Here is a 25,798-nt window from a genome sequence, read left to right as displayed (position 1 = left end):
GCGCTTCGAGCACGAACGCGCTCCGGGCCGGCTCCTCCTCGAGGACGCGGCTCAGGATCCCGTTGTCGGGAGCGACGAACGTGTACCGTTCCGTTCGCACGACGATCCCACGGCGCGAGGTCCCGACGCCGGGATCCACGACGGCCACGTGGATCGTTTCCGGTGGGAACGCGCGGTAGCCGGTCCAGAGCAGGTAGGCCCCGGCGGCCACGTCGTGCGGCGGCACCTCGTGGGTGAGGTCCACGAGCTTCAGGTCGGGATGGATCGAGAGCGCGGCCCCCTTCATCTGTCCGACGAAGCTGTCCTGGGAGCCGAAATCGGATGTGAGCGTCACGATGCGTTGAGAGGGCATGGCGACCTCCTCGCGCCGGTTCAGACCTTCTGGCCGCAGACCTCGAGGATCGCCTGCCGCGCGTCGAGGCCTCGGTCCCGCATCGCCTTGCGGATCTCGAAGATCTTCGCGTCCACCAGGAACCGGTACCAGAAGCCCTGAAGGACGTGCCAGACGAGCCCCTCGGGACCATCGAGGACGCCGAGCTTGATCACGTAACGGTAAAGGAAGTAGAGCGTCGGCCTGACGAACAGCGGAAGGTGCGAGTAGACCTTCACGTTCAGCCAGCGCTTCCGCTGCTCCTGCGAGCCGAGGAGGCGAGCCTCGAGCTGGGAGCCGCCGCCCAGGCCGAACTCGGTCCGCACCTGCTCGATCGCCTCCCGCGTGGCGTACCCGTTGTGCTTGTGGACCCACCACGAGAGGGTCTTCCGGCTGTCGTCGACGATGTCGCCATCGAGGCGCTCCGCGGTTCCCGACGTCAGGACGATGTGCTCGTCGGCGAGCCGTTCCTCGCAGAACCCCCTCCCCCGGCGCCAGATCCTGAGGTGCCAGATCGGGTAGCACCCACCGTGCCGGATGAAGCGCCCCAGGAAGTGAATGCGTCGCTTGACGTAGAGGCCGGCGACCTCGGCGCCGACGTGCGGAAGCTCCCTCGCGAGGACCTCCCGCAGGCCATCGGTCGCGATCTCGTCGGCATCGAGGCGCATGATCCAGTCGGTCTCGAACGCGATCTGGCCGAGGGCCCAGTTGTAGATCGGTCCGTAGCCGCGCAGATCGGTCTCGAGCACGGTGCACCCGCGCGCTCGGGCGATCTCGACGGTCCGGTCCGTGGAGAATCCGTCCACCACGTAGACGGCGTCCGCCCAGCCCAGGACGCTGTCGAGGCAGGCGGGGAGGTTCTCCTCCTCGTTGAAAGTGAGGACGACGATACTGATCGGGAGCGGCCCCCCTCGACCCCTCTCGGAAGCGGATCGCGTCGCGGATCCCGTGGTCGTCATCGTACGATCGGGGCGAACCTCATCCTCGGGTGCAGAGCGCCTGCATCGCCATGTGGCCGACCATGAGGTGGACGTCTTCCGCCATCTGCATGTCGTCCGCCGCGACGTGCACCGAGAGTCTCGCCTTCTGTTTCAGCCTCCCGCCGGAGTAACCCGAGAGCCCCACGGTCATGGCGCCGACCTCGTTGGCGAAGTCGATGGCCCGGATCACGTTCTCCGAGTTCCCGCTCCCGGAGATTCCGACGACGACGTCGGAGGACGAGAGGAAGTTACGCAGCGGCTCCACGAAGACGTCGTCATACGTGACGTCGTTGGCGTAGGCCATCATCGTGGGAACGTTGTCGTTCAGGCAGACGACCTTGAATCGCCGCGCCTTCCCATAGCTGACCCCCTTGTTCATGTCGCACGCGATGTGCGAGGCGGTCGCCCCCGAGCCCCCGTTGCCGAAGATGTACACGGTGGAGCCTGCCTCGAGCGCGCCCTCGAGCACCCCGACGAACCGGTCGATCTGCGCGAGGTCCAGACCGTGGAGGACCCGCAGGTAGTCGCTCCGGTAGCTCTCCGGCGTTGCGTGATAGGTCATGTTCGGCTCTCCCGGGTCGAGGGCCTAGCCGTCTAGGTCACGAACCCCTCTTCCGTGTGGCGCTCACCGACGAACACGATTCGGGTGCCGCCCCAGTCGAAGTGGAACGGCAGCTCGAAGCAATCGAACATCGCCTTCCTCAGCCGGTCCTGGTCCCCGGGCTCGCAGTAGAGCATCAGGAAACCGCCCCCACCGGCGCCGAGGAGCTTGCCGCCCTTCGCGCCGTACTCGAGGGCCCGATGGTAGTACGCGTCGATCTTCGAGGTCGCGATCTTCGACGACAGCGTCCGCTTCAGCTCCCACCCCTGGTGAAGCGCGCGCGCGAACGCATCTAGGCTCCCCTCGAGCAGCCGGTCCCTCATCTCGTGGGCGAGGGCGACCATCCGCGCGAGGTTCTCGAAGCGCTCCGGGCTCATCGAGAGCTGCTTCGCCTGGTCCCTCAGGATGTCGCTGGCCTCCCGCTGGTCGCCCATGTAGAACAGCAGCAGGCTCTGCTGGAGCCTCGTCGCCGTCTCCTTGGGTAGGATCACCGGGGTCGTGGTCACGGTCTCGTCCGGATTGAACTCGATGAAGTTCAGGCCGCCGTACGCCGCGGCGTACTGATCCTGCTTGCCGATCGGCTCGCCGAGGCGCTCGATCTCCATCGCGCACGCTCCGCGGGCCAGCTTCTCCTTCGAGCAGAAGACGCCGCGATACGCGTAGAGAGCGTGCAGGAGCGCGACGGTGAACGAGCTCGACGAGCCGAGGCCGGTGCCCGACGGGACGTCGGCGGTGGACACGATCTCGAGCCCACCCGCGGGCCACAGGTCGCGGAGCGCCTCGCGGAAGATCGGGTGACGGATCTCGTCGATGGAGTCCACCTGCTCGTTCTGGGAGTACTTCAGCAGCGTCTGACGGCGGTTGAAATACGGGTGCACCGAGATGTAGATGTACTTGTTGATCGTCGCGGACAGCACCGCGCCTTTCGCGCGCCGGTAGTAAACCGGAAGATCGGAGCCGCCCCCGGCGAAGCTGATGCGGAACGGCGCCGACGAGACGATCACGGTCGATCCTCGAGTTTCACGGGGGTCAGAACATCGTCCACCAATTTACGTTGCGCGCGCACGGCTTGCAACTCCTCCTCGACGCGGGACGCGAGCCGCCGCTCGATCTCTCCGTCGGGATCGCCCTTCCAGCGGTAGAACTCCCGGAACCGCGTCGCGAACTCGCGTTCGTCGATCTCGAGCAGGAGGGCGAGGTCGAGTCGGTCCCTGATCCCCTCGTGACACGCGAACAAGCCGTCGAGAATCCGCACGCGCGCCCCCGACGGGCGATACGACACCTCGCCGCGCGCCGTGCGGCTCGCCGGGTCGTACGCGCGCACCTCGACCACGCGCCCGCTCGACAGGTCGTCGAGGAGCGCGGGGTAGAGGTCGACCCGACAACGACTCTCCGCCGTGGAGCCGGGCTCCCGCGCCTCGACGGGCTGGATCCAGTCGTCGAGCCGCACGTGGAGGGACGGGATCAGGCGGCGGCGCAGGGTCTTGACCAGGCCGTGGGACAGCGTGCTCTTCCCGGAGCGGGCGACGCCGCAGATTCCCACGGTGACGGGACGACCCCGCGAGGCGAGGAGACGCTCCACCCGGTCCGCGAGCGCCGAAGCGTCGGAGAGGTCCGAGACCGCGAACGCGGCAGCCTCGTCCGCGTCGGTGAAGACGAGATCCGGCCTGAACGGAGCGGTGCAATCGCGGCACCCCACGCCGGTCCGGACGCCGTAGGCGTCGAGTCCCGCGGCGCGCGCCGCCCCGACGTCTCGCCAGCTGTCTCCGATCAGGCAGGACGCCGCGAGGTCGACGGGCAGGTCGGCGGCGGCGCGGAGGATCATCCCCGCGAGGGGCTTCCGGCAGTCGCACTCGAATTTCAGCTCGGGAACCTCCCCCTCGAAGCCGCGATCGGGATGGTGGGGGCAGTGGTAGATCCGGTCGAGCCGGGCCCCCTCGAGGCCGAGGCGGGTCTCGAGACGGGCGTGGATCGCGCGGAGCTCCGCCGCCGACACGAGTCCTTTCGCGATCTGCGGCTGGTTGGTCACGAGCACCGCGAGCCACCCCGCGTCGTTGACCCGGCGAACGGCCCGTGGCGAGCCGGGGAGGATGTCCAGCTGGTCGACGCGCACGAGCCCGTGACCGCCCACCTCGCGGTTGATCACGCCGTCGCGATCGAAGAAGACCGCCGGGCGTCGGTTCGAGAAACGCATGCGGGCGACGAGGCCGCTTTCGAGATCCCGCTCGACCATCGCGTAGCGCTCCGGGGTGCCCATGTCGCGGAGATACTCCGGGGTCCGATACGCGAGGACAGGGGCGCCCGAGGCCACCATCCGGGGGAACACGTCCCGGATGAAATCCTGCGCCGCCCCGGGTGAGAGGTGCTGGAACAGTCCGTCGCCGGCGAAGTACACCGCAGCGGGGACCAGGTTCGGATAGTCCGCCGGGATGCGTCCGTGCTTGGGGAGGATCTCCACGACGCGGTCCCCGTCGTCGCAGCGGATGAGGTCGGAGTCGTGCGGATGGTCGTTCGGGTGCGCGACGATCGTGGCGGCGGCCCCGCTCTCGCGGTGCCGATCGCGGAGTCGGTCGAGGTCCATCTCGACCGCGACATCGGCGTAGATCACGACGAAGTCCGTCCCCGCGAGGAACGCTCTCGCTGCGGGGAGGCCGCCCGCCGTGCCGAGGGGCGTTCGTTCCACGAAGAACCTGAGCTCGATCCCGAGCTCGCGGGCGCGGGGCGCCATGCCGGCGCGGAGCTCGTCGGCGAGGTGGCCTGCGAGGACGGCGACCTCCCGGACGCCGTGCCGCGCCAGCAGCTCGAGCTGACGGAAGACGATCGGCTCGCCCGCGACGGGGACGAGCGCCTTGGGAATGAGGTCGCCCGAGATGCTCCTGATCCTCGTCCCCCGTCCCCCGGCGACGAGAACGGCGCGGGCCGCGGGCGGCGGCGTCACGCCCGGCCCAGGATTCGACGCACCGCGAGACGCACGGCCTCGGTGGACGTCCGGGGCACCACGAACCCGAGCGCCTTGATCTTCCCGAGGTCGTAGCCGAAGCTGGGGACGTCACCGACCCAGCCCTTCGGCCCGCCGCTGTACTCGATGGGGATCCCGGTGACGCCCATCTCCTCCACGACGATCTCCGCGATCTCGCGCACCGACGTCCGATCCTCCGGGCCGACGTGGTAGACCGCGAACTCCTCCGGAGCCCGATCGACCACGAGCAGCATCGCGGCCACCAGGTCCCTCACGTACAGGTAGGGTTTCGCCTGCGTGCCGTCCCCCAGCACCGCGAGCCGCGAGGGATCCGCTCTGAGCCGCTCGACGAAGTCGTGAACGGCGCCGTGCGTGCAGCGTTCCCCCACCACGTTGGGGAACCTGAGGATCCAGGTCTTGAGCCCGTAGTTGTCCGCGTACACGGAGAGGTAGCCCTCCGCCGCGAGCTTGCTCGCCCCGTAGAAGGAGATCGGGCGCATCGGCCCGTCGGATTCCCTCAGGGTGTCACCGGCATCCCCGAAGACCGCCGAGGTGCTGGCGAAGAAGACGCGCCTCACGTCGTGCCGGACCATGGTCTCGAGCACCCTGTAGGTCGTCAGGAAGTTCAGTCTCAGATCCACGTCGTGATCGAGGCCGCCCTGCCGGATGTCCGAGTTGGCGGCGAGGTGGAAGACCGCGTCGAACTCGGCCTCCCTGAACAGCGCGTCGAGCGGCGTCGCGTCGAGGACGTCGAGTCTCAGGAACCGGAATCCCTCCGTGCCCTCGAGGTGTCGGACGTTCTCCAGTCTCCCCAGATGGAGATTGTCCACGCACCACACGCGGTCGCCCCGGGCGACGAGCGCGTCGCACAGGTGGCTGCCGATGAATCCGGCCCCGCCGGTCACGAGGATCCGCATGAGGCACGCCTTTCCGCCGCTCGCCGTGGGAGCGCGGCGGGACACGGAAAATACCCTCCCGGGTGGGGAGGGTCAAGCGACCGCGCTCCCCCTTCTCCACGCGTCGCGCCGCGCGGCGCCGTCCCCGACGGCGGTTTGACACCGCCACTCCCCTGGCGAAGAATGCCGCCCTGCCCGTCGCAGCGGCGCGCGGGCGCGGAGGCCAACTCATGAAGCGCGGGTCATTCGCCTCGAGTCTCGCCCTCGCGTGCGGCGCCCTGCTCCTCGTAGGGGGTGACGCGACGGCGATGGCCGCCGGGGCCGGGCCGGGAACCGCTCCGCCCAAGGGGCCGGTGCTGGGCGTGCTGGTGGATGAGGCGGCCGTGGACGCGCTCCCCGCACCGCCGGCGCTGGACCGACCGCTCGGGGCGCGCGTCGTCGCCCGCTGGAGCGAGATCGAGACCGAAAAGGGGGTCTACGACTGGTCCCGTCTCGAGCCCGCGGTCGCGAAGCTCTCCGGCGCGGGATTCCGCGTGGCGCTCTGCCTCACCGGGTCGAATCCGGTGTACCTGGCCGACGGCAGCGCGCCGTCGCCTCTCACGGGGGACTCCGTCCAGGCGTGGACCAACTTCGTGAGGAGCGCCGTCCGCAGCTTCGCGGGACGGGTCAAGGTGTTCGAGATCTGGGACGGCCCGGCGACGCCGTTGCCGGACCGCCAGGGGCCGGCGTTCGATCCCCAGGTGTACGCGTACGTCCTCAAGAGCTCGGCGCTGGCGGTGCGCGCCGAGGCCCGGGAGGCGAACGCCGAGGCTCTGGTGGCGGAAGGGGCGATCGCCGCGGCGGACGTCGAATGGCAGAAGGGCCTGTGGCTCCAGGACGCGGCGGCCTACATCGACATCCTGCCGGTCCGCATCCCCTCCGGGGCCGGGGACGTCGGACAGGACCTCGGCTCGGTCTTCCGCGAAGCGGTGCAGCACCCGCCCGCGCCGGAATTCTGGGCCTACGCCGAGATCGCGGAAGGGTCGCCGGCGGACGAGCCGATCGCGTGCGCGGTCCAAGCGGTCTCCGCGGTGGCCCCGGCGGCGGTCGCCCTCGCCCGGGTCTCCGGCGACGCGGCGCAGGTCGTCCGGCAGGCCAAGGTGCTGTACGGGCTGGAGCAGGCGCTCTCCGGATTCGCCGCCGCGCCGAGGGGGCAGCTCTCGTTCCTCGACGATCACCAGGTCCCGGTCTCAGGAGCCCGCGTGATCGGCCGGTTCCTGAACGACGCCGAGGACGACTTCCCCACCGAGATCGTGTACGACTCGCCGACGCCGGGACTGGCGGGCGGGCAGGCGTGGCTGGTCACCGACGTTCCCGACGTGCGCGACGCGAAGGTCGTGGACCCCCTGACGGGCGGAAGCGTCGAGACTGTGCCGTCGAGGGTTCCCAATCAGCCCGGGTCGAGGGCGCTCCGCGTGGTGTTCGCGGCGCACCCGATGGTCCTCTCGTTCCGAAAGGCGCCGCTCCCCAAGGGGCTCGAGCTCCCGACCGAGCAGCTCAAGGTGGAAAGCAGCCGAGGGCTCACGGCGGAGGAGATCATCGCGCGCTACCAGGCGGTCCAGAAGCTGCAAGACGACCGGCTGGACCGCTGGAAGGCGGCCGCCCGGATCGACTACCACTTCAAGATCGCGCAGGCCGGGACCGCGGTGGACGTTGCGATCGACAGCACCTACTTCTGGGAGCGCGGCGGGCAGCTCGAGTGGGACCAGAGCACCTACTACGTGAACGGCAACAAGGTCACCTGGAAAACCATCCCGGAGCTCCCGCTCATACAGCCGGAGAAGGTGATCACGCTCCCCCTCGACCTCACCCTCGACAAGACGTACCTCTACCGGCTGCGCGGCGAGGACACGGTGGACGGCCGCCCGGCGTACGTCCTGGAGTTCGAGCCGGCGAACCCGGGAGTGAAGACGAGCCTGTACCACGGCCGGGTCTGGGTGGACCGGGAGACCTTCGTCCGGATCAAGGCGTCGCTGATCGAGACGAACCTCGAGCCGCCGGTCGTCTCGAACGAGGAGACCGACGTCTTCAAGCCCTTCCTTGGGCCCGACGGCGTGCAGTATTGGATGCTCTCCCGGATCGACGGCGAGCAGCTCTGGACGGTCGGCGGGCGGAACTTCGTGGTCAACCGTCAGGTGGACTTCGCCACGTACGATCTCAACCTCGCGAAGCCGGCGCTCGAGGAGGCGCGGAAGAGCGCGTACGCCTCGAAGGACCTGATGCTGCGGGACACCGACAAGGGGTACCGGTACCTCGACCGCCAGGCCGACGGCACCCGCAAGGTCAAGGAGAGCGTGGTCACGCGCAAGTGGTTCGCGGCGGCCGGCGCGTACAAGGACAGCTCCCGCAGCTCGCCGGTGCCGCTGGCGGGAGTCAACTACCTCGACTACGACATGTTCCACAAGAACATCCAGTTCAACGTGCTCTTCGCCGGGGTCCTGGCGTTCGTGAACATGACCCAGCCGTCGCTCTTCGGATCGCGGATCGATCTCACGGGGGAGGCGGTCGGGGTGGCCTTGAAGGGCGAGGACAAGGTCTACGACGGGGACGTGGAGCAGGTGGATCGACGGATCGACATACGGGACCAATACGCTTCCGTGCGCCTTGGAATTCCCGCCGGCAGCTTCGTCAAGTTCACCCTGATCGGGAGTTTCTTCTACGAGCAGTACGCATCGAACAGCGATGCGAACAAGGCCCTAAGGGCGGAGAACGCCGCGAACGGCACCGCACTCAGGTTCGTCCTCCCGCAGGACCAGGTGCAGACGGACGGGACCCTCCAGGTCGAGTTCAATCGGAAGGGGTACGGGGTGGCGGCCTCGGGGACCTGGTCGCGCCGCTCGAAGTGGGAGCCCTGGGGGCTGTTCGACGACACGACCCAGGCGTTCGTGAGCCCGGAGCCGGTGAACAAGACCTTCACGGAGTGGGATCTCACGGGAACGAAGGAGTGGTACCTGCCGAAGTTCCAGAAGGTGCGGGCCGAGGTAAACTACATGGACGGCCGCGATCTCGACCGCTTCAGCCGGTACAGCTTCAGCCTCTTCGGACAGGACCACCTGCCCGGCTTCGCGGGGACGGGCGTCCGCTTCGACCGGGGGCTGGTCGGTCGCACCGGGTATTCGTTCAACCTGTTCGGGGCGATCCGGTTCGACGTCTCCCTCGAGCGCGCCCGGGTCCTGGACAGGAGCGCTACCGCCGGCTACCAGGTATTCACCGGCGCCGGCCTCTCGGGAAACATCATCGGTCCCTGGCAGACGGTCATCGCGGCGAGCTACGGCCGCGCCGTGCAGTCCGACATCCCGCAGCTCGTGGGAAAGCAGCAATTCCTGTTCACGATCCTCAAGCTATTTTGATGGGCTCGGTCGCAGCATCCGGCCGCAGTTTCCGGGGACCGCCCGCCGGGCGTCGAGCCACGGGACCCAGGCTGGCTCGAATCGAATCCGCGCGGCGGACTTGGATCGCGATTCAAGGTCGGCGGAAGCCGGTCGCCCCGTGTGTCGAGCCCGCGCCGCGGGCGTATACTGCGCGGCCGGATCGCGCCGTTGGCCGAGGCGCGCCCCGCCGGAGTCGAGAATGGAGCCGGGGAGCTCGCAGCCGAGGATCGAGCAGTTCCACCGTCCGAGCCCGCACGGATTCGCCAACCGGGCCGCGAGGCTCGTCTGGGGCGCGGCGTGGTGGCTTCTGTTCCGGCCGAGTCCACGACCGTTTTACGGCTGGCGACGTTTCCTGCTCCGGCTGTTCGGGGCGCGCATCGCTCGGGGCGCCAGACCGTTTCCTTCCACGAGGATCTGGGCGCCGTGGAACCTCGAGATGGGCGAGTACAGTTGTCTCGGATTCGGCGTGGACTGCTACTCCGTGGGCCGTGTCCGCGTCGGAGCCCACTCGACGGTGAGCCAATACAGCTACCTGTGCACGGCGACTCACGACTTCGAGGATCCGGACATGGCGCTCGTGACGGCGCCAATCGAGATCGGCGAGCAGGTCTGGGTGGCAGCGGACGTGTTCGTGGGACCGGGCGTGAGGATCGGCGAGGGAGCGGTCGTCGGGGCGCGATCGAGCGTGTTCAAGGACGTCGAGCCCTGGACCGTGGTCGCGGGCAATCCCGCGAGGTCGATCCGACGTCGTACGGTCCGGGAGCCTGAGCGGGCTCGACAGGAGACGCGCTGAGCCACCCCCGGCGGAAGATCCGTCGAGGATGCGCGGCGGCGACGAGTTTGACACTCCTTGCTCGGTGTCCAACAATGCGCCCGAATCCGGGCCGTCCTCGGACGTTCACGGAGGGGCCTCTGTGAGAGGAGTGGCAGCGAGCGCACTGATCGTCGTCGTGTCGTCCGCGCTGCTCCGCGATTCGCTCCGCCGGATCCTTCTCGGAGGAGACCACCCGGCTCCCGACCCGGCCGCCACGAGATTCGTCTGATGGCTGATCCCGCGGAATTCGGTGGTGAGGTGGAGGAGGAGGCGGCCCGCCTCCTTCACCGTCTTGGGTCGCCCGACCTCGGGGTCGTGCTCGGGTCGGGTTTCACTCCATTGCTGGCCGCGCTGGGAGCCTCCGCGAGCGTGGGCGCCGCGGAAATGGCGGGTTTCCCCGTGGTGGCGCCGGAGCGAGGCCGCGAGATCGCCGCTGCGACGGTCGAGGGAGGGCGGCTCTGGGTGCTCGTCGGGCGGCGCCACCTCTACGAGGGGTGCCGCGCGAGCGCCGTCGCCTTCCCCGTCGCGGTCCTGGCGGCTGCGGGAGCGCGCTCGTTGCTCCTGACGTGCGCGGCGGGGGGCCTCCGGGATCGCGACCGCGTCGGGGATCTCGTCGTGGTGACCGACCACCTCAACCTGACGGGCAGCGACCCGCTCCGCCTCGTCGATCCCCGCCGCCGCCATCCGATGTTCCTGGACCTCCAGGGCGCGTACGACCCTGTCTTCCAGGAGGTTTGGCGCTCCGCGGCGCGACGGCACGGAACGACGATGCGCGACGGAGTCCTCGCGGGGGTACCGGGGCCGTGCTACGAGACCCCGGCGGAGGTGCGGATGCTCCGCGCGATGGGCGCGGACCTGGCGTCGATGAGCACCGTGCCCGAGACCATCGCCGCGCGCTACCTCGGGCTCCGGGTTGCCGCGGTCGCCTGCGTCGCGAACCTGGGCGCGGGGATGAGCGATGCGGACGGGATCGAGCATGGGCGCGTCCTGGCCGCGGTCGAAGCCGCCGTGACCGCGAACGTTGCGATGCTGGTTTCTGGCCTGGCGGCGATGTGCGCTGTCGAGAGGCGGTCGTGAGCGATCCCTCGGGCGTACCGGCTGCGGGGCCTCTCGCATCGCCGACTCCCGAGCGCGAGAGGACCCGCGTTCTCCGGGAAGGGATGTGGGTGGGATTTGGACAGGTGGCCAGCTCTCTCGGCCGCCTCGTGGGTATCCGCCTCGTCACGGGTCTGGTGTCGCCGGAGACCTTCGGCCTCATCGCTCTCCTGCAGGGTCTGACCGCCCTGGGGAACAACCTGTTCTGCAATCCGCTTCTTCAGGTCACCCTCCGGTTCTATCCCGAGGCGCTTCGTGAGGGGCGGGTCAACGCCCTCAGACGGCTGGTCGGCAGACTCCTGCGGGGGAGCACGCTCCTTGTCGCGACGGCGATCATGGTTGGAGGGACGTTTTGGTCCGCCCTCGGGCTCACCGTCGCACAAGTCCCGGCGTTCCTGGCGGTCGTCGTTCTGTTGGCCCTCGACGTGTGGCGGAGCTTCGAGACCTGCCTCCAGAACGCCGCTCGTGACCAGAAGGATCAGGCGCTCTGGGGCACCATGGACGCATGGGCGAGGCCCCTCGCGGCGGTGGCGGTCGTCCTGTTGTTCGCACCGAGCGCGACGTCCGTACTGGTCGGGTACGCGGTCGGTTGCGCGGCGGTGAACCTCGTCTTTCGGAGGACCGTTGTCGTCGGGACCGACGCATCCAAGGGGCCCGAATCAGAGCCGTGGATCGCGCGGATGCGCGGTCTCGCGATCCGCTATGCCGCGCCTCTCGTGCCCCTCGCGGTGCTGACTTGGGTCATGACGCTCGCGGACCGCTACTTCATCGCCGGAATCGCCGGAATCCGTGAAGCGGGGCTCTACGCCGCCGTCTACGGCCTCGCGGCGCAACCGTTCATTATGCTCTCCGGGATAGGGATGTTCACGCTACGGCCGGTCCTGTTCCACGCCGTCGCGCACGACGACGCGGGCAAGGAGCGCCGTACGATCACGATCTGGCTGGCGTTGGTGGCCGGTGGCTCGCTCGTCGGAGCGCTCCTCGTCACGGCCCTGGCGGAGTGGGCGGTGAGCGTCGCGCTCGGCAAGAACTACCATTCCGCATGGCAGCTTCTACCGTGGATCGCGTACGGGTACGCATTCCAGTCGGTGCAGACCGTTTTCGAGGCGATGATCTACTCGCAGAGAAGAACCGGGCGGCTTCTCCTGCTCAACGTCGTGTCCGCATCCAGCGCCCTGCTGCTCTACGCGCTGCTGATCCCGCGGAACGGCGCGCTGGGCGCCGCGATGGCCGTTTTCGTCTCTTACGTCATCTCGTGCGTCGCTGCCTTCTTCCTCGCGGACGGCCCGCACCGGATTCTGGGACACGGAACGCGGCCCACGGGTTCCCCCGGTCCCGATGGGGCGGCGGGCGCGGGCATGGCCGAATCCTCGCGGGAGGGACGATGAGTCGCGAGCGTGACCGAGTCGGCGTCGTTGCAACCGGCCCCACCCAATGGGAGACCCCGTTCTTCCGGCACCTGCGCACGCACTCCGCGCTGGACCCGTATGTGTTCTATGGAAGCCGGCTCGGTCTCGGCGACGAAGTGGAGTCGGAGAGCGGCATTCGGGTGCATTTCGACCTGCCGGAACTCCTGGAGGGGCACGATTACGCGTTCGTGGGGCCCGGCGAAAACCCGATCGACGCGTTTGAGCGCGTCCACGGGGCTCGACCTCTCGACGCGATGGTCGTCGAGGGGCACGTCGGCCGTCTGCAGCGCGCGGCGCTCGCCTGGACCCGGCGCCGGCGAGTGCCCGCAATCTACCGGTCGGACTCGACGCTCCTCTACCGGATGCCGGCGTGGAAGAAGGTCGCGAAGCGAATGCTGCTGCCGCTTTTCTTCAGGCGGTTCCCGACGTTCTTGCCCTTAAGTACGCCTGCGGCCGACTACCTCCGTCACTATGGGGTCGGCGCAGACAGGATCTTTGTCAGTCCCTACATGCTCGACCACGACTGGTACGCGGCGGAGGCGGCGAGGTGGAGAGCATCGAGCAGGGCGCTGAGAGTCGAGCTGGCGCTCGATCGGTTCGACCACGTCGTGCTTGCTATCCTGCGTTTCGAGGATCGCGAGAACCCGCTGGAGTTCTTGCGGGCGGCGGCCTCGTTGAAGGGCTCCCGGCCGGGGCTCGGTTTCGTGCTGATCGGTGACGGCCGGCGGGCTTCCACGGTTCGCGAGTTCGTCGAGCGCGAGCATCTGGATCAGGTCGTCCTGCCGGGGTACCTCCCCCTGTCCTCGCTCCCACGATACTACGCCGTTGCCGACGTCTTCGTGCACCCGGCCGTTGAGGAGTGCTGGGGGCTGTCCGTCAACGAAGCGATGGCCTCTTCCGTCCCGGTCGTGGTCTCGACGGGTGTCGGATGCCGCTTCGATCTCCTGCCGTCCAGCGAGTTCGGCCTCGTCTACCCGCTGGGAAACGGGAAGGCCCTCGTCGAGGCCATCCTCGCGCTCGTGGACGATCCGGAGCGCGCGCGGGCGGTCGCCGCGCGGGCGAAGGAGCGCGTCGCGGGGTACGGTTACGCCCTTGCCGCGGAGTCGTTCGAGCGGGCCGTGCGAAGGGCGAGGCGAGCGCCGGGTTCTGCGACGGGGACAGAGGCCACCTGACGGTCCGGGAGTGGTACGCTCGCCGGCTTCCGGCCATGGCAGGTTCCGATGCACATCGTGCTTCTCAATCAGTACTACGCCCCCGACGACGCGGCCACCGCCCAGATCCTCGCCGATCTCGGCGTGGGGCTCGCCCGAGCGGGTCATTCCGTGAGCGCGATCTGCTCGTCCAGGTCCTACGCTTGTCCGGCGCGGCGGTACCCTCTGAGCGAGACTCTTGACGGGGTACGGGTGCGACGTGCGTGGTCCTCGGCGTTCGGCCGCCGGACGAGGATCGGCCGGGCGCTGGACTACGCGACGTTCCTGGCAGGCGCGGCAGGGCGTCTGGCGCTCGTCGAGCGACCCGACGTCATCGTGTCGCTCTCGACCCCCCCCCTCGTGGCCGGGCTCGGAGCCGCGTTCGCCAGGCTGCGTCGCGCCCGAACGCTGTTCTGGGTCATGGACGTCTACCCGGATCTCGCTTTCGAGCTGGGAGCGCTGCGCCCGGGCTCGCCGATCGGGCGGCTCGCGAGCCGCGTTTCCGACTGGATCCTGAGCGCCTCGGACCGGGTCGTCGCGCTGGATGATGCCATGGCGGCCAGGCTGCGGCTCCACTCCGACGTGAAGGTCGCCGTCATCCCGAATTGGGCCGATGGGGTCGCGATCCGACCCCTCGACCCGGAAACGAGTTCGCTCCGAAAGGCCTGGGGGTGGTCCGAGCGATTCGTGGTTCTGTACTCGGGCAACATGGGTCTGGCTCACGAGTTCGGGACCGTGCTGGACGCGGCGGAGGCCCTTCGGGACCGCTCCCGGGTCCTCTTCGCGTTCGTGGGAGGCGGGCCCCGCCGGGACGAAGTGCAGGAGGCTGTCCGGCATCGCGGCTTGTCGAACGTCGAGTTCAGGCCGTACGTTCCCCGCGACCGGCTGGGGGACAGCCTCGCTGCGGGAGACGTCCACCTGGTCACGCTCCGGGAGGGTATGGCGGGTATGCTCGTTCCTTCGAAGATCTACGGGATCCTCGCCGCCGGCAGGCCGACGCTGTACGTCGGGCCGCCCGAGGGGGAGATCGCGGAGATCGCGGCGAGGTCGACGTGCGGCCGCCGGATCGCGCCCGGGAACGCGCGGGCGCTCGCGGACGCGGTCATCGAGTACGCCGAGGATGAGACCCGGCGGAGGAGCGACGGGGAGAGCGCGCGACGCCTGTTCGAGGAGAGGTACACGAAGGAAGGCGGATTGGCGCGTTTTCAGCGGCTGCTGGAGGATCTGGCGGCCGGCGCGGAGAATTCGCGATGAGTCCAGAGTTCATTCCCGTGGCCGTTCCCGACATCGGGGAGCTGGAGCAGCGCTACGTTTCGGAGGCCATGCGGTCGGGGTGGGTTTCCTCCATCGGCGAATTCATCGGCCGCTTCGAGTCCGGCTTCGCCGACTTCTGTGTAGGAAAGCACGGTGTCGCCGTCGCCAACGGCACCGTATCCATCGAGGTGGTTCTCAGGGCGTTCGGGATCGGGCCCGGGGACGAGGTCGTCGTGCCGGCGATGACCTTCGCCGCGGTCGGCGCCGTCGTCGTCCACCTCGGCGCGGAGCCCGTCCTCGCGGACATCGACGCCGACTGCTGGTGCATCGACCCGCGGGCCGTGGAGCGGGCGCTGACCCCGCGAACCAAGGCGGTGGTCGTCGTCCATTCCTACGGGCACCCGGCGGACCTCCAGCCGATCCTCGACCTGTGCCGCCCGCGGGGCATCCGCGTCGTGGAGGACGCCGCCGAGGCGCACGGCGCGCGGTACCGAGGGCGGACGGTCGGCGCCATCGCGGACGCGGGATGCTTCTCGTTCTACGGCAACAAGATCATCACGACCGGGGAGGGAGGCATCGTCGTCACCAACGACGACGACCTCGCGGCGAGGGTCCGGATGCTCAAGGACCATGCCATGGACCCGTCGCGACGCTACTATCACCTGGAGGCCGGTTACAACTTCCGCATGACCAACGTCCAGGCCGCGCTCGGCTGCGCGCAGCTCGAACGCATCGCGGAGTTCATGCGGAAGCGGGAGGAGATCCTCTCGTGGTACCAGAACGATCTCTCGCGCGCGGACGGGGTCACGCTGAACCCACGTATGCCGTGGGCGGAGCCCGTGAACTGGCTCGTGTGCTCGGTGCTCGACGACGAGATCGCCAGGCTGCGAGATCCACTCCTGGCGGCGCTGAAGGTCGAGGGGATTGACTCCCGCCCGTTCTTCGTGCCGCTCGGGGAGATGCCTCCCTATCGATCCGCCCGCCAGATCAGCGCCGAGGGCGGTGGCAATCCGGTCGCGTCGCGCGTGGCCAAGGCGGGCTTCAACCTGCCGACGAGCGTTCATCTCGAGCTTCCGCAGGTGCGTCGGATCGCCGATGCGGTCCGCGGGGGGATCTCCCGGCTCCGCGGCGGCGGTCCAGGGCGGGGGGCGTGACCGCGTCGATTCCCGTCGGCGGAGGCAGGGAGCGGATTCGCCGTCCGCCGCAGCCGTACGAGCGTCGCGCCCGGCAGCCCGGAACGTCCCCGCGGCGGTACGGGCCGGTGCGCGGGAGGTCATCACGTCTCTCGCGGGTCGCCATGCCACTCGCGCTCGCTCTCGCGGCGATTTCCCCGGCCGGTGCGCTCACGCTGGCGCGGGGCGGACATTCGGAGGTCCGCCTCTTCCTCGCGCGGGACGCGAGCCTCGCCGAGCGGTCCGCGGCAGCCGAGTTGTCGACCTATCTCGAGAAGTGCACGGGAGCACAATTCCCCGTCGAGCCCGAGGCGCCCAGCCCCTGCCCGGGCCCTGCCGTCTACGTGGGGCCGACCCGTTTCGCCTCGATGCGCGGCATCGACCTCTCTGCGACGGGGCCGGAGGACTGGGTGATCCGGTCGGGACCCGGCTGGCTCGTCCTCGCGGGGGGACGTCCCCGGGGGACGCTGTACGCGGTCTACCGATTCCTGGAGCGACACGTCGGTGTCCGCTGGTGGAGCCCCTACGAGGAGTCCGTGCCATCGAGGAGGCGGCTGGCCGTCGGCCGGGTCGACGAACGCGGGAATCCGGTGTTCTCCTACCGCGACGTTCACGGGCTCGACGGGCCGAAGGAATTCGGCGCGAGGCACTTCCTGAACGGCGACGCTGCCGACGTCCCCAGGGAGTACGGTGGGAAGATCGGGTTTGCCATGCCTTGGGGGGTCCATACGTTCTACCGATTGGTCCCGCCAGAGGAGTTCTTCTCCGCGCACGCGCAGTACTTCTCGGAACGCGCGGGCCTCCGGGCCGCCGGCCGATCCCAGCTGTGCCTCACCAGCGATGAAGCACGGGAGATCGTGACACGCAGGGTCGAGGCTTACCTCGACGAGTCCGCGCAGGGGGCGGACGAGGCCGGAGTCCCGAGGCCCACGCTCGTCGACATCTCCCAGAACGATTGGGGAGGCGCCTGCGAATGCTCGCGTTGTCGCGCGGTCGTGGAGAGGACCGGGAGCCAGTCCGGGCCGATCCTTGACTTCGTGAACAAGGTGGCCGATGCGATCCGCGAGAAGCGACCCGACGTCGCGGTGACCACGCTCGCGTACCAGTATTCGTTTCCTCCGCCCATGAACCTCAGAGCCCGTGACAACGTGGTGGTTCGTCTCTCGGGATTCGGAAAGCGCGATTTCGCCCGCAGCGCCGCCGACCCATCGAACGCCGCCTTCCGGGAGGCGGTCGTCGGATGGTCCGGGGTGGCGAAGCACCTGTGGATCTGGGATTACGCGGTGACGTTCGGCGTGGAGCGAGGGCTCCCGCTGGCGAGCTACCGCAACTACGCGTCGGATTTTCGCCTCTACCGGGATCACGGGGTCGAGGGAGTCTTCGTCCAGCACGAGTATCCGGTCGCGGGAGACCTCCGGGACCTCAAGGTGTGGCTCTGGCTCGAACTCCTGGAGGATCCGGAGCGAGGCGAAGACCGGCTGATCCGCGAGTTCACCGACGGGTTCTACGGCCGCGCGGGACGCTTCGTCCGCAGGTATCTCCGCTTGCTCGAGGCCGCGCAGCGGCGGAACCCGGCGTTCATCGACGTCAACGCCGGACCGGCGGATTACCATCACGTGGACCTCGCCTTCGTCACCGCGGCCGACCGGCTCTTCGACCGGGCAGAGCGGGCCGTTGCCACCGACCCGGTCCTCAGGCGGCGCGTTCGCCACGCGCGCCTCTCGGTCGACTACGCCACCCTGGCTCGCTGGCGGGAACTCTCGCGCGAGGCCGAACGCCGCGGCCGGAAGATGCCTATCGATCGCGGACCGGTCGCGGACCGCTACCGGGCCATCTGGATTGAGCAGATCTCCCTTCGCGTTCCGGAGTCGTCGCGCGCCGCGGAATACGAGCGCGTGGAGGAGGAGGTGCGCGACCTTCTGGGCGATGGAGCGCCATGACCGGGCCAACGTCCACCGGCACCTTTTCGCCTTCCTCGCGCCCACCCGCTCAAGGGGCTGGTGCCCGAGGCACGGGCCCCTGGGCCATGAGAACCCGCACGCAACCAAGCTCGTCACGGGCCGGAGTGACGCCCAAGTCCGGGAATGCATTAAGATGACCGTTCGGACGCTGCGGCACGGCGCCCGTCGAGTGTGATTCCGCACCAACGGAGGTTGCGATCCCTCTTTGACCACGGTTTCATTCGGCGCAAGTCCCGCAGCTCTGCGCCTCGCCGTGCTGTTGCGGGTTCCACCCATGCAACGCAGCGTGCCCTCGATCGAGACGTCAAGCTTGTGTGCGAACACATTCGCTCCCCAAGAAGGGGGTGAGACTTGCGCGATAATCTTCTTCCGGGTTCCCGCGCATTTCGACACGCTGCGTCGATCTTGTTTTGTGCCTCGGACAGGGCCCTGGGCGTGGTGGAGCGCCGTGTTCTTCCGAGGATGTTCTTCTGGGCGAGGCGAGGGCTCACACCTGATTCCCTGCGTGGGGCCCGTCTTGTCTTCGTGTGCCAGGGGAACGTGTGCCGCAGCCCCTTCGCCGAGGGGTACGCACGCCGTCGTCTCCGCGAGGTCGAAGTGCACGCCGTCGGCCTCTCCGAAATCGACGGCCGGGTTCCGCCAGCCGAGGCCAGAGCGGCAGCCGCGGGTTTCGATGTCGATCTGAGCGGACATCGTTCGCGATCCCTCGGTTCCGCGGTCATTACGGCCAAGGATCTCTTTCTCGTCATGGACGGCAGCAATCTTCAAGGCCTCGAACGACAACGCCCAGGGAGCCTCCATCGGGCTTTTCTCTTGGATCCGCACGTGGCGATCGAGGACCCGTTCGGAAAGTCTCCGATCGTGTTCCAGGCCGTCTATTCTCAAATCGCACGGGCGATCGACCGGCTCGCCACCCTGGCCGACCTCGAGGCTCCGCGGGACGAACGATGACGGCGAAGGCCGGGACTGTCATCGTCGCGGACGCGGAGCTTCACACCATGCTGTGCGTGGCGCGAGCTCTCAGCGCTCGTGGCGTCGTTGTGATCGCTGCAGGCCGTCGGATGGCGGGAGCCATGCTGTCACGACGCCCGGTGCAACGGCTGGTTGTCGAAGGCGACGAAGAGGCGTACTCGAAGACGGTCGCGCGTGTCGCGCTCGGGAAGGACGCCGTCGCGGTCTTCGCGCACTACGAGAACAGCATGTTGGGCTTGGGCGAGTCGTTGCGGGGCACTGCGGCGCGAGTGATCGCACCGCCGCGAGGGTTGCTCGAGCTCGCCCGGAGCAAGCACAGCGTTCTGGATCGTGCGCAGCGAATCGGGTTGCGGGTTCCCCGAACGCTTCCCGTCCGAGCGAGCGACGCAGATGCGCCGGGCTTCGAGGATCGCCTGCGAAGCGAGTTCGGCACGCGCTGGCCCGTCTTCGTGAAGATGGACTGCGAGATCGGTGTCGACCCCGGCCCGGGGAAGCGGTACATGGTCCTCCGAGGCCCCACGGATCTTCCTGCCTTGCGTGGGTTCGCCTGCGGACGCGGACCGCTGTTGGTTCAGGAGTACGTCGAGGGGCGCGGCTGTGGCATCGCCGGCCTCTTCTGGAGGGGAGAGGCTGTATGCGTCGGGGGCCACGTGCGCCTGCGGGAGAGCCATGCCACGGGCGGCGTGTCGACCTACTGCGAAGCGCGCGTCGTCCCTGCCGCCTGGAACGCCGCCATCGATCTCATGCGGGACCTCGCTTGGAGCGGCCCGGCCATGGTCGAGTTCAAGCTGACGCGTGGCGGCGAGGCGGTGCTCATGGAAATCAATCCCCGATTCTGGGGCACGCTGCCCTTGTACGTTCGAGCCGGGCTCAACATCCCCTTCGCCGCGTACGAAGCGTTCGTGCTCGGTCGGACGCGCCCCGACAACCGGATCCGAGAAGGGCTGCGCATGCGATTCCTGCGGAACGACCTCCTTGCGATCGTGACGCAGTCGAAGGGAATCCGCGCGGCCTGGGAGGTCGGCAAGGTCGTCGCGACCACACCGTTCTTCGTGTTCGACCCGGCGCTCGAGTGGTCGGATCCCGGACCCTTTCTTCATCAGTTCCTTCCCGCGCGAGTTCGAGGCTTCGTGGAACGATGGTTCCCGGCCGCCAGTGCGACCCGAGAGTTTCCTTCGACGATGTAGGCGGAGGGCCGCCCGGGGGTCTGAGACGTCGCTGGGGTCGCGGGCAGTCGGGGCGTAACAGTGCGGTGGCTCCGCCGCGGCGGATCTGCCAGCAGAATCGCTGCGACGCATCGTAGGCGTCTGGTTCGGCGCGGACGCCGTGGGAATTCAGCGGGATTCTCGGGCGGCTGCGGGCACCGGGGGCGTGCGCACGCGGGTGAGGAGCGGCGATACCAGCTCGTCGCGGAGGATTCGGGAGAACTTCTCGGCCCCGCGAGCATTGAGGTGGTCGTTGTCGTAGAAATCATCGAGGGTGAAGCGCTCGTCGGCGAAGTAGTCGCGGAAGGGGAACCCTTGGCGCGAGGCGAGGGAGGTCGCAGCCCGGGTCATTTCGTCGAACACCGTCCGGTCCATGTTCCTCCGGTACGTCTCGAATACCGGTGTGGTGATCAGGACCACCCGGACTCCGCACGCCTTGAGACGGCCGAGGAGATCGTCGAGGTCCCGCAGGTTAGGGCCGACCGCCTCCTCCCGCATGGCCGCCGCGTGGAAAGCGACCCGCGCTCGCGCCGTGGCGTCGTTGATCGAGAACTCCTTGTTGGGATCGTTCTCCCGGACCGGCTGCCATCCGTTCTCGTCGATGCCGGGATCGGCATGGAACCCCCGGAGCAGAGACCTTCCGGCCGCCAGGTTCCCGTAGTTGAGGAGGAAGAGGTAGTTGCGGGGGTGGAGCCGGCACCGCGGGGGGGACTCCTCCGGGATCCCCCAGGTCGCCCGGTAGAAGAACATACGCCACGGCTCCGCGGAGTCGGGGAGCCGGTAGCGCAAGGAGAAGTACGACAGCGGGATTACCACCAGGCGGAGCCGCGGAAGCCGGTCGAGGTAGAGCGACACGACCCTCGCGTCGTAGTACAGGCTCTGGCTGAGATTCGCGACGCTCACGGCATTCGGCCCGAGGATCGCGGGGTCGATTCCCTCGAGGGACTGGGAGTGCCCCGTGATCAGGATCTCCGTGTCGGCGAGGCGGCGCTCGATGATCGCCTTCTTGACGCTGTAGGTGCTGGGCATCCGACGGAGCCCGAGCTCGACGACCGCCGACAGGGCGAGGAACGGGAGCGCGAGCAGCAGCAGCTTGACGCCGAGGCGCAGGACCCCGCGCGGATCAGAATTGGGCATAGATGAACGTCCTGGCCTCAAAGACGCCGAACGCGAGGATCAGGAGGACCAACGCGTAGTAGAGGCCGAAGCGGATCGCGGCGGGCCGCGCCATGAGCCGCGCGTAGAGCCCGCCCCGGCAATCGAGGAAATGCACCCCTTCCAGGAGCGCGATGGCGCCGACGGCGGTCGCGAATTCGCCCAGGGAATGGCCGAGCAGGAGCGGCTGGAGGACCGCGCGATCGCTGAAACCCGAGATTCCGGTCGTCGCGAGCCGGGCGACGTACGGCCCCGTCCCGTCCAGCAGGTGGGTGAGCACGTAGAGCGCGTCTCGGAGCGTCCTGGCCCGGAAGAAGACCCACGCGACGTCCATGAGGACGAAGACCGAGACGACGCGGAGGACCGCCCGGAGACGAGGCACACGGTGGAGGCCGGCGGCGCGAACCCAGCGCGACCGGATCTTCTTCGTGAAGCGTGAGAACACCATGTAGCTGCCGATGAGCCCTCCCCACGCGACGAACGTCCAGCTGGCGCCGTGCCACAGGCCGCCCAGCAGCATGGTGCCCATCGTCGCGACCGCGTAGCTCCAGTACTCCTCCCTGAGCCGGATGCCCAGGAGGCTGCGCTCCTCAGCCCAGCGAGCCGACGAGTACGCGAGCGGCAGGAACACGTAGTCCCTGAGCCACGAAGAGAACGTCATGTGCCAGCGGCGCCAGAACTCCGAGATTGACTCGGAGTGGTAAGGCCGGTCGAAGTTCTTCGCGAGCTGGAACCCGAGGACCTCGCCGACGCCGATCGCCATGTCCGAGTAGCCGGAGAAGTCGCAGAAGATCTGGAACGCGAAGAACACGCTCGCGACGATCAGGGAGACTCCCCGGAACGACGTCGGGTCGGCGTACACCGGATCGACGAAAAGGGACAGACGGTCGGCGATCACGACTTTCTTGAACAGTCCCCAGGCGAACCGGGTCAGCCCTCGAGCTACCCTGGCCTCGACGAACGACTCGGGAGCCCGAAGCTGCGGGATCAGGCCCCCCGCGCGATCGATCGGTCCCGCGAGGAGCTCCGGGAAGAAGGCGACGTAACCCGCGAATACCCCGAGGTGGCGCTCCGCGGCCGTCCGGCCCTTGGCGACATCCAGCAGATAGCCGATCAGGCGGAGCGAGTAGAACGAGATTCCGAGGGGAACGATCCACGCGAGCGGCCGGTAGACCTCCAGGTGCGCGAACGCGCCGATCGCCGCGTGCGCGGACGAGAGCAAGAAATCGAGGTACTTGGTGAGCAGGAGCAGACCGAGGATTCCCGCCACGCCGACCCAGAGGAGCGCCCGTCGTCCGAGGCTCCCGGGAGCGTGCGCCATCCGGATCGCGATCGCATGGGCGTAGACGGTCGCCGCCGCCAGGAAGGCCACGGCGGACGGCTGTCCGAGGGCGCAGAACGCGTAGCTCCCGACGAGCAGCACGGCCCATCGTCTTCCCGGGGGAACGAGCGCCCAGGGGACGAGGAGGGCCAGGAAGAACAAGGCGAACGCGAGGGAGTTGAACGGCATGGCGCGGCCGGTCCCGGGTTCAGCGCGGCGGGCCGGCCGCGGGACGGGCGAGCATCTCGGTCAGCGCGGGACGCATCGCTTCCGCCCAGATCCTGTAGCCGGCCGGGGAGAGGTGGAGTCCGTCGGGCATGACCTCCCGGGGAATCGTGCCGTCCGGCAGGACAAAGCGGTCCCCGATGTCGAGGAACCGCACGTGCGCCCCGTCGTCGAGCCTCGCGAGGAGGCGGTTGACCTCGGTGACGGCGGCGCGGCGCGGCGACGCTCGCGCGTCGCGCGGCAGCAGCCCGAGGACCAGGATCCGCGCCCGCGGGAGCCTGCTCCGTAAAGCGGCGACGATCCGCTCGATCGCGTCGACGATCGCTTCCGGCGGGCTTCCAGCGGTGACGTCGTTGGTGCCAATCAGGACGACCACCCCTTCCGGGTCGAGGTCCTCGATCCGGCCCTGCTCGATTCGATCGAGGAGATCGCTCGTCCTGTCCCCGCTGATCCCGAGGTTCGCGGCGTCCAGAGGCTCCAGCTCGGAACGCCACACCGTTTGGCCGAACCCGGGATGGCGCCACTGGTCCGAGAGCGAATCGCCGAAGAAGATGACTTTCGCGCGCCCATGGGACGCATCACGAAGAAGCCTCTCGAACCGGGCCTCGTTCTGCGCGCGCGGGCCTGCGGACGGGCCGCACGCCGTGAGAAGCCCGAGCCCGAGGAGCACGACCCGCGCCCCCGGATGTCGGCCGAAGGTCCGGGCGACGGGCTTGAACGGCTTCAACGGGTCCTCTCCGGCGATGGGGGGCGAGACGAAATCCTAACCCAGCGAGCCGTGCGAAGCCACTCCATCGCCTTCTCCCGCGACCCCTCCCGGACAGCCGCCACCGCGGCTGCGACGACCGCCGGCGCGCCTCGTTCCCCTCGTACACCGGGTAGCGCGAAAACGCCGACTCTTCCACGACCGCGAGCGTTTCGTCGAGCGACGCCGATGCCGGCAGTCCAACCATGCGCGTCCGCGGCGTCATCACGTCTCGGGCCTTCTTCTCCGTGAACTCGAAGACGGCGCCGAGCATTTCGGCGTTCTCCGGTTCGAGCGTGCCCTCCTCCTCGCTCTGCTCGACGATGAGGCGGATCTCATCAGCTTCGTGGACCGTGCCTTCGCCGACGTTCGGCCGCTGTCGCATCGTGATGAGGAGCGCGCGGGCACTCTTGTCGAAGAGGAAGATGATCGGGCGCGTGATCCAGGCGAAGGTGAGGAGCGGCAACGCCAGCCATTTGGCCACGTGCTCCGGATTATTCAGCCCAATCGCGCGAGGGGAGAGCTCGCCCACCACGACATGCAGGTACGTGGCTATGGCGAGGGCCATGCCGGCGGCCACCGACGCGCGGGTCGCGACCGCGATCCCGAGCGGGAGTGCCTCCAGCCACACGGACAGGGAGTGTCCCAGGGCCTCCTCCGCGACCCAGCCCAGTCCGAGGGACGCGAGTGTAATGCCGAACTGGCTGGCGGCGAGCATTCTGGTGAGATTGTCAACGGCACGGAGCGCGATCTTCGCGAGCTGGTCTCCGCGCTCCACCATCGCCTCGAGACGGGTGCGGCGCGTGCGCACCAGTGCGAACTCCGCGGCGACGAAGAACCCGTTGACGGCAAGCAGGAAGGCGATCGTGAACACTTTCCCCATGTGGCCAAGCTACTCGTGACGTCCGGCAGTCACCACCATCCGCATCTCCCTGACCCGAGGGCCGCGCGTGTGCCACTGATGCGCGCACTGGCCGTGACCGTCGTCGTGGCGGTAGCAGAGGTGATCGGGGGCGTCTTGACCAATTCCCTGGCACTGATCGCGGATGCCGGTCACATGGTGACCGATGTGGCCGCGCTGTCGCTCGCGTTGTTTGCCGCGTGGCTTGGCAGCCGTCCTCCGCTGCCGGGACAGACGTTCGGGGCGCGCCGCTGGGAGGTTCTTGCCGCGTGGTTCAATGGGGCCGCGTTGCTGGTGATCAGTGGCGCCATCCTCTGGGAGGCGGTCGGGCGATTGAGTTCGCCGCCCCAGGTCAAGGGCGGCCTGATGCTCGTGGTCGCGACGATTGGGCTGGCAACGAACGCGCTGTCGGCGTGGTGGCTCCACGGGGTGCGAGGCACGACGTTGAACGCGCGGGGAGCGTACCTGCACGTGATGGGGGACCTGCTGGGGTCGCTGGCGACGATCGTGGCAGGCGTGCTGCTGGTGACCGTTGGCTGGCCCCTCGCCGACCCGATTGCGTCGATGGCGGTCTCGCTCCTGATCCTCGTCAGCGCGACGCGGCTCGTGCGCGAGGCAACCTCCGTCCTGCTCGAAGCGACACCCCCGCACATCGACCTCGCCGGCGTCCGGTCGACGCTCGAACGCGTAGATTCGGTACAAAGCGTGCACGACCTGCACGTCTGGACGGTGGGAGGCGGACTCGTGGCCATGAGCGCGCATGCCGTGCTGTCGGATTATGCGCGCAGCCAGACCGTGCTCGAGGAATCCCGGAAGGAGATGGAGCGGCTCGGCATCGTGCACGTCACGATCCAGATCGAGACACCAGCACTCGATGATTGCGGGGATTGCGAGTGAAGGGAAACCCATCGAGGAGCGAGGAGCGAGGACGGAGGAACGAGGGGTGAGGGGGAGGGAGGAGGAACGAGGAAGGGGAGCGAGGGGGTGATCCGGCGCGGTACTGAAGAGCGCAACGCGCTGCAACGACAACCTCCGGGCGATGTCACCCTCCTGCGTCGCACTGCTCATACCTCCGCTGCTGTCAAGCCCGTAGTTCACTCCCCCCTCGTCCTCGCTCCTCACCCCTCATCCGTCCCCCCTCGTTCCTCCGTCCTCGCTCCTCG

21 protein-coding genes are annotated in these 25,798 nt (G+C 68.6%); 11 read left to right on the top strand and 10 right to left on the bottom strand.

What is annotated here, in order from left to right; all coding sequences use genetic code 11:
• The 6 genes from LAO51_13170 to LAO51_13145 form a co-directional block, all read right to left on the bottom strand.
• Positions 1-352 (bottom strand): SAM-dependent chlorinase/fluorinase (locus LAO51_13170; protein MBZ5639690.1); only part of this gene is annotated, 352 nt, incomplete at its 3' end.
• Positions 353-372: 20 nt separating this feature from the next.
• Positions 373-1,329 (bottom strand): glycosyltransferase family 2 protein, encoded by a 957-nt coding sequence (locus tag LAO51_13165; protein ID MBZ5639689.1) that lies wholly within the window; start codon positions 1,327-1,329, stop codon positions 373-375.
• Between the two features lie 19 nt (positions 1,330-1,348).
• On the bottom strand, positions 1,349-1,912 hold the full coding sequence (locus LAO51_13160; protein MBZ5639688.1) for an SIS domain-containing protein: 564 nt from the start codon (positions 1,910-1,912) through the stop codon (positions 1,349-1,351).
• A gap of 32 nt (positions 1,913-1,944) precedes the next feature.
• A complete protein-coding gene (locus tag LAO51_13155; GenBank protein ID MBZ5639687.1) occupies positions 1,945-2,955 on the bottom strand; it encodes a GHMP kinase in 1,011 nt (336 codons plus the stop codon).
• The gene (locus tag LAO51_13150; GenBank protein ID MBZ5639686.1) at positions 2,952-4,889 is read right to left on the bottom strand and encodes an HAD-IIIA family hydrolase; all 1,938 of its coding nucleotides are present in this window, start codon (positions 4,887-4,889) and stop codon (positions 2,952-2,954) included. Before LAO51_13150 ends, LAO51_13155 begins: the two co-directional genes overlap by 4 nt.
• The gene (locus tag LAO51_13145) at positions 4,886-5,827 is read right to left on the bottom strand and encodes an NAD-dependent epimerase/dehydratase family protein (protein ID MBZ5639685.1); all 942 of its coding nucleotides are present in this window, start codon (positions 5,825-5,827) and stop codon (positions 4,886-4,888) included. Before LAO51_13145 ends, LAO51_13150 begins: the two co-directional genes overlap by 4 nt.
• Before the next feature lie 209 nt (positions 5,828-6,036).
• Here LAO51_13145 and LAO51_13140 point away from each other — a divergent pair, with 209 nt between their 5' ends.
• The 10 genes from LAO51_13140 to LAO51_13095 all read left to right on the top strand — a co-directional run bounded on the left by LAO51_13140 (position 6,037) and on the right by LAO51_13095 (position 20,270).
• A complete protein-coding gene (locus LAO51_13140) occupies positions 6,037-9,195 on the top strand; it encodes a hypothetical protein (protein ID MBZ5639684.1) in 3,159 nt (1,052 codons plus the stop codon).
• A 220-nt stretch (positions 9,196-9,415) separates the two neighbouring features.
• Positions 9,416-10,009 carry a putative colanic acid biosynthesis acetyltransferase gene (locus tag LAO51_13135; protein ID MBZ5639683.1) on the top strand — a complete coding sequence of 198 codons (594 nt, stop codon included), beginning with the start codon at positions 9,416-9,418 and terminating at the stop codon, positions 10,007-10,009.
• A gap of 249 nt (positions 10,010-10,258) precedes the next feature.
• Positions 10,259-11,107: a purine-nucleoside phosphorylase gene (locus LAO51_13130; protein MBZ5639682.1), complete on the top strand. Its 849-nt coding sequence runs from the start codon at positions 10,259-10,261 to the stop codon at positions 11,105-11,107.
• Between the two features lie 104 nt (positions 11,108-11,211).
• Positions 11,212-12,513: a lipopolysaccharide biosynthesis protein gene (locus LAO51_13125; GenBank protein MBZ5639681.1), complete on the top strand. Its 1,302-nt coding sequence runs from the start codon at positions 11,212-11,214 to the stop codon at positions 12,511-12,513.
• Positions 12,510-13,706, top strand: coding sequence for a glycosyltransferase family 4 protein (locus LAO51_13120; protein MBZ5639680.1), 1,197 nt, complete (start codon positions 12,510-12,512; stop codon positions 13,704-13,706). The genes LAO51_13125 and LAO51_13120 overlap by 4 nt, the downstream gene beginning before the upstream one ends.
• A gap of 48 nt (positions 13,707-13,754) precedes the next feature.
• A complete protein-coding gene (locus LAO51_13115; GenBank protein ID MBZ5639679.1) occupies positions 13,755-14,978 on the top strand; it encodes a glycosyltransferase family 4 protein in 1,224 nt (407 codons plus the stop codon).
• Positions 14,975-16,132, top strand: a complete 1,158-nt coding sequence (locus tag LAO51_13110) for a DegT/DnrJ/EryC1/StrS family aminotransferase (GenBank protein ID MBZ5639678.1) — start codon at positions 14,975-14,977, stop codon at positions 16,130-16,132. Before LAO51_13115 ends, LAO51_13110 begins: the two co-directional genes overlap by 4 nt.
• A gap of 143 nt (positions 16,133-16,275) precedes the next feature.
• On the top strand, positions 16,276-18,090 hold the full coding sequence (locus tag LAO51_13105) for a DUF4838 domain-containing protein (protein MBZ5639677.1): 1,815 nt from the start codon (positions 16,276-16,278) through the stop codon (positions 18,088-18,090).
• A 456-nt stretch (positions 18,091-18,546) separates the two neighbouring features.
• Positions 18,547-19,062 carry a low molecular weight phosphatase family protein gene (locus LAO51_13100; protein ID MBZ5639676.1) on the top strand — a complete coding sequence of 172 codons (516 nt, stop codon included), beginning with the start codon at positions 18,547-18,549 and terminating at the stop codon, positions 19,060-19,062.
• 122 nt (positions 19,063-19,184) lie between these two features.
• Positions 19,185-20,270 carry an ATP-grasp domain-containing protein gene (locus LAO51_13095; protein ID MBZ5639675.1) on the top strand — a complete coding sequence of 362 codons (1,086 nt, stop codon included), beginning with the start codon at positions 19,185-19,187 and terminating at the stop codon, positions 20,268-20,270.
• Between the two features lie 147 nt (positions 20,271-20,417).
• Here LAO51_13095 and LAO51_13090 read toward each other — a convergent pair whose 3' ends face one another.
• The 4 genes from LAO51_13090 to LAO51_13075 are packed head-to-tail and all read right to left on the bottom strand — an operon-like array spanning position 20,418 to position 24,617.
• Positions 20,418-21,425, bottom strand: coding sequence for a hypothetical protein (locus tag LAO51_13090; protein ID MBZ5639674.1), 1,008 nt, complete (start codon positions 21,423-21,425; stop codon positions 20,418-20,420).
• Positions 21,412-22,953, bottom strand: coding sequence for an MBOAT family protein (locus LAO51_13085; protein ID MBZ5639673.1), 1,542 nt, complete (start codon positions 22,951-22,953; stop codon positions 21,412-21,414). Before LAO51_13085 ends, LAO51_13090 begins: the two co-directional genes overlap by 14 nt.
• Positions 22,954-22,972: 19 nt before the next feature.
• Positions 22,973-23,659, bottom strand: a complete 687-nt coding sequence (locus LAO51_13080; protein MBZ5639672.1) for a GDSL family lipase — start codon at positions 23,657-23,659, stop codon at positions 22,973-22,975.
• On the bottom strand, positions 23,568-24,617 hold the full coding sequence (locus tag LAO51_13075; GenBank protein ID MBZ5639671.1) for a hemolysin family protein: 1,050 nt from the start codon (positions 24,615-24,617) through the stop codon (positions 23,568-23,570). The genes LAO51_13080 and LAO51_13075 overlap by 92 nt, the downstream gene beginning before the upstream one ends.
• A gap of 69 nt (positions 24,618-24,686) precedes the next feature.
• Between LAO51_13075 and LAO51_13070 the strand changes: the two genes are divergently transcribed.
• Entirely contained in the window at positions 24,687-25,532 is an 846-nt protein-coding gene (locus LAO51_13070) for a cation diffusion facilitator family transporter (protein ID MBZ5639670.1), read from the top strand.
• The last annotated feature ends 266 nt before the right edge of the window (positions 25,533-25,798 follow it).

It is taken from the genome of Terriglobia bacterium (genome assembly GCA_020073205.1).
Lineage (GTDB): Bacteria > Acidobacteriota > Polarisedimenticolia > Polarisedimenticolales > JAIQFR01 > JAIQFR01.
The sequence above is the reverse complement of the archived record's forward strand: the minus strand, read 5'-3'. Positions and strand labels throughout refer to the sequence as shown.

Coding starts and splice junctions, on each gene's coding strand:
- LAO51_13165 (MBZ5639689.1), bottom strand. CDS start 1,329: ATGACGACCACGGGATCCGCGACGCGATCCGCTTCCGAGAGGGGTCGA.
- LAO51_13160 (MBZ5639688.1), bottom strand. CDS start 1,912: ATGACCTATCACGCAACGCCGGAGAGCTACCGGAGCGACTACCTGCGG.
- LAO51_13145 (MBZ5639685.1), bottom strand. CDS start 5,827: ATGCGGATCCTCGTGACCGGCGGGGCCGGATTCATCGGCAGCCACCTG.
- LAO51_13140 (MBZ5639684.1), top strand. CDS start 6,037: ATGAAGCGCGGGTCATTCGCCTCGAGTCTCGCCCTCGCGTGCGGCGCC.
- LAO51_13135 (MBZ5639683.1), top strand. CDS start 9,416: ATGGAGCCGGGGAGCTCGCAGCCGAGGATCGAGCAGTTCCACCGTCCG.
- LAO51_13130 (MBZ5639682.1), top strand. CDS start 10,259: ATGGCTGATCCCGCGGAATTCGGTGGTGAGGTGGAGGAGGAGGCGGCC.
- LAO51_13120 (MBZ5639680.1), top strand. CDS start 12,510: ATGAGTCGCGAGCGTGACCGAGTCGGCGTCGTTGCAACCGGCCCCACC.
- LAO51_13115 (MBZ5639679.1), top strand. CDS start 13,755: ATGCACATCGTGCTTCTCAATCAGTACTACGCCCCCGACGACGCGGCC.
- LAO51_13110 (MBZ5639678.1), top strand. CDS start 14,975: ATGAGTCCAGAGTTCATTCCCGTGGCCGTTCCCGACATCGGGGAGCTG.
- LAO51_13105 (MBZ5639677.1), top strand. CDS start 16,276: ATGCCACTCGCGCTCGCTCTCGCGGCGATTTCCCCGGCCGGTGCGCTC.
- LAO51_13095 (MBZ5639675.1), top strand. CDS start 19,185: ATGCTGTCACGACGCCCGGTGCAACGGCTGGTTGTCGAAGGCGACGAA.
- LAO51_13090 (MBZ5639674.1), bottom strand. CDS start 21,425: ATGCCCAATTCTGATCCGCGCGGGGTCCTGCGCCTCGGCGTCAAGCTG.
- LAO51_13085 (MBZ5639673.1), bottom strand. CDS start 22,953: ATGCCGTTCAACTCCCTCGCGTTCGCCTTGTTCTTCCTGGCCCTCCTC.
- LAO51_13075 (MBZ5639671.1), bottom strand. CDS start 24,617: ATGGGGAAAGTGTTCACGATCGCCTTCCTGCTTGCCGTCAACGGGTTC.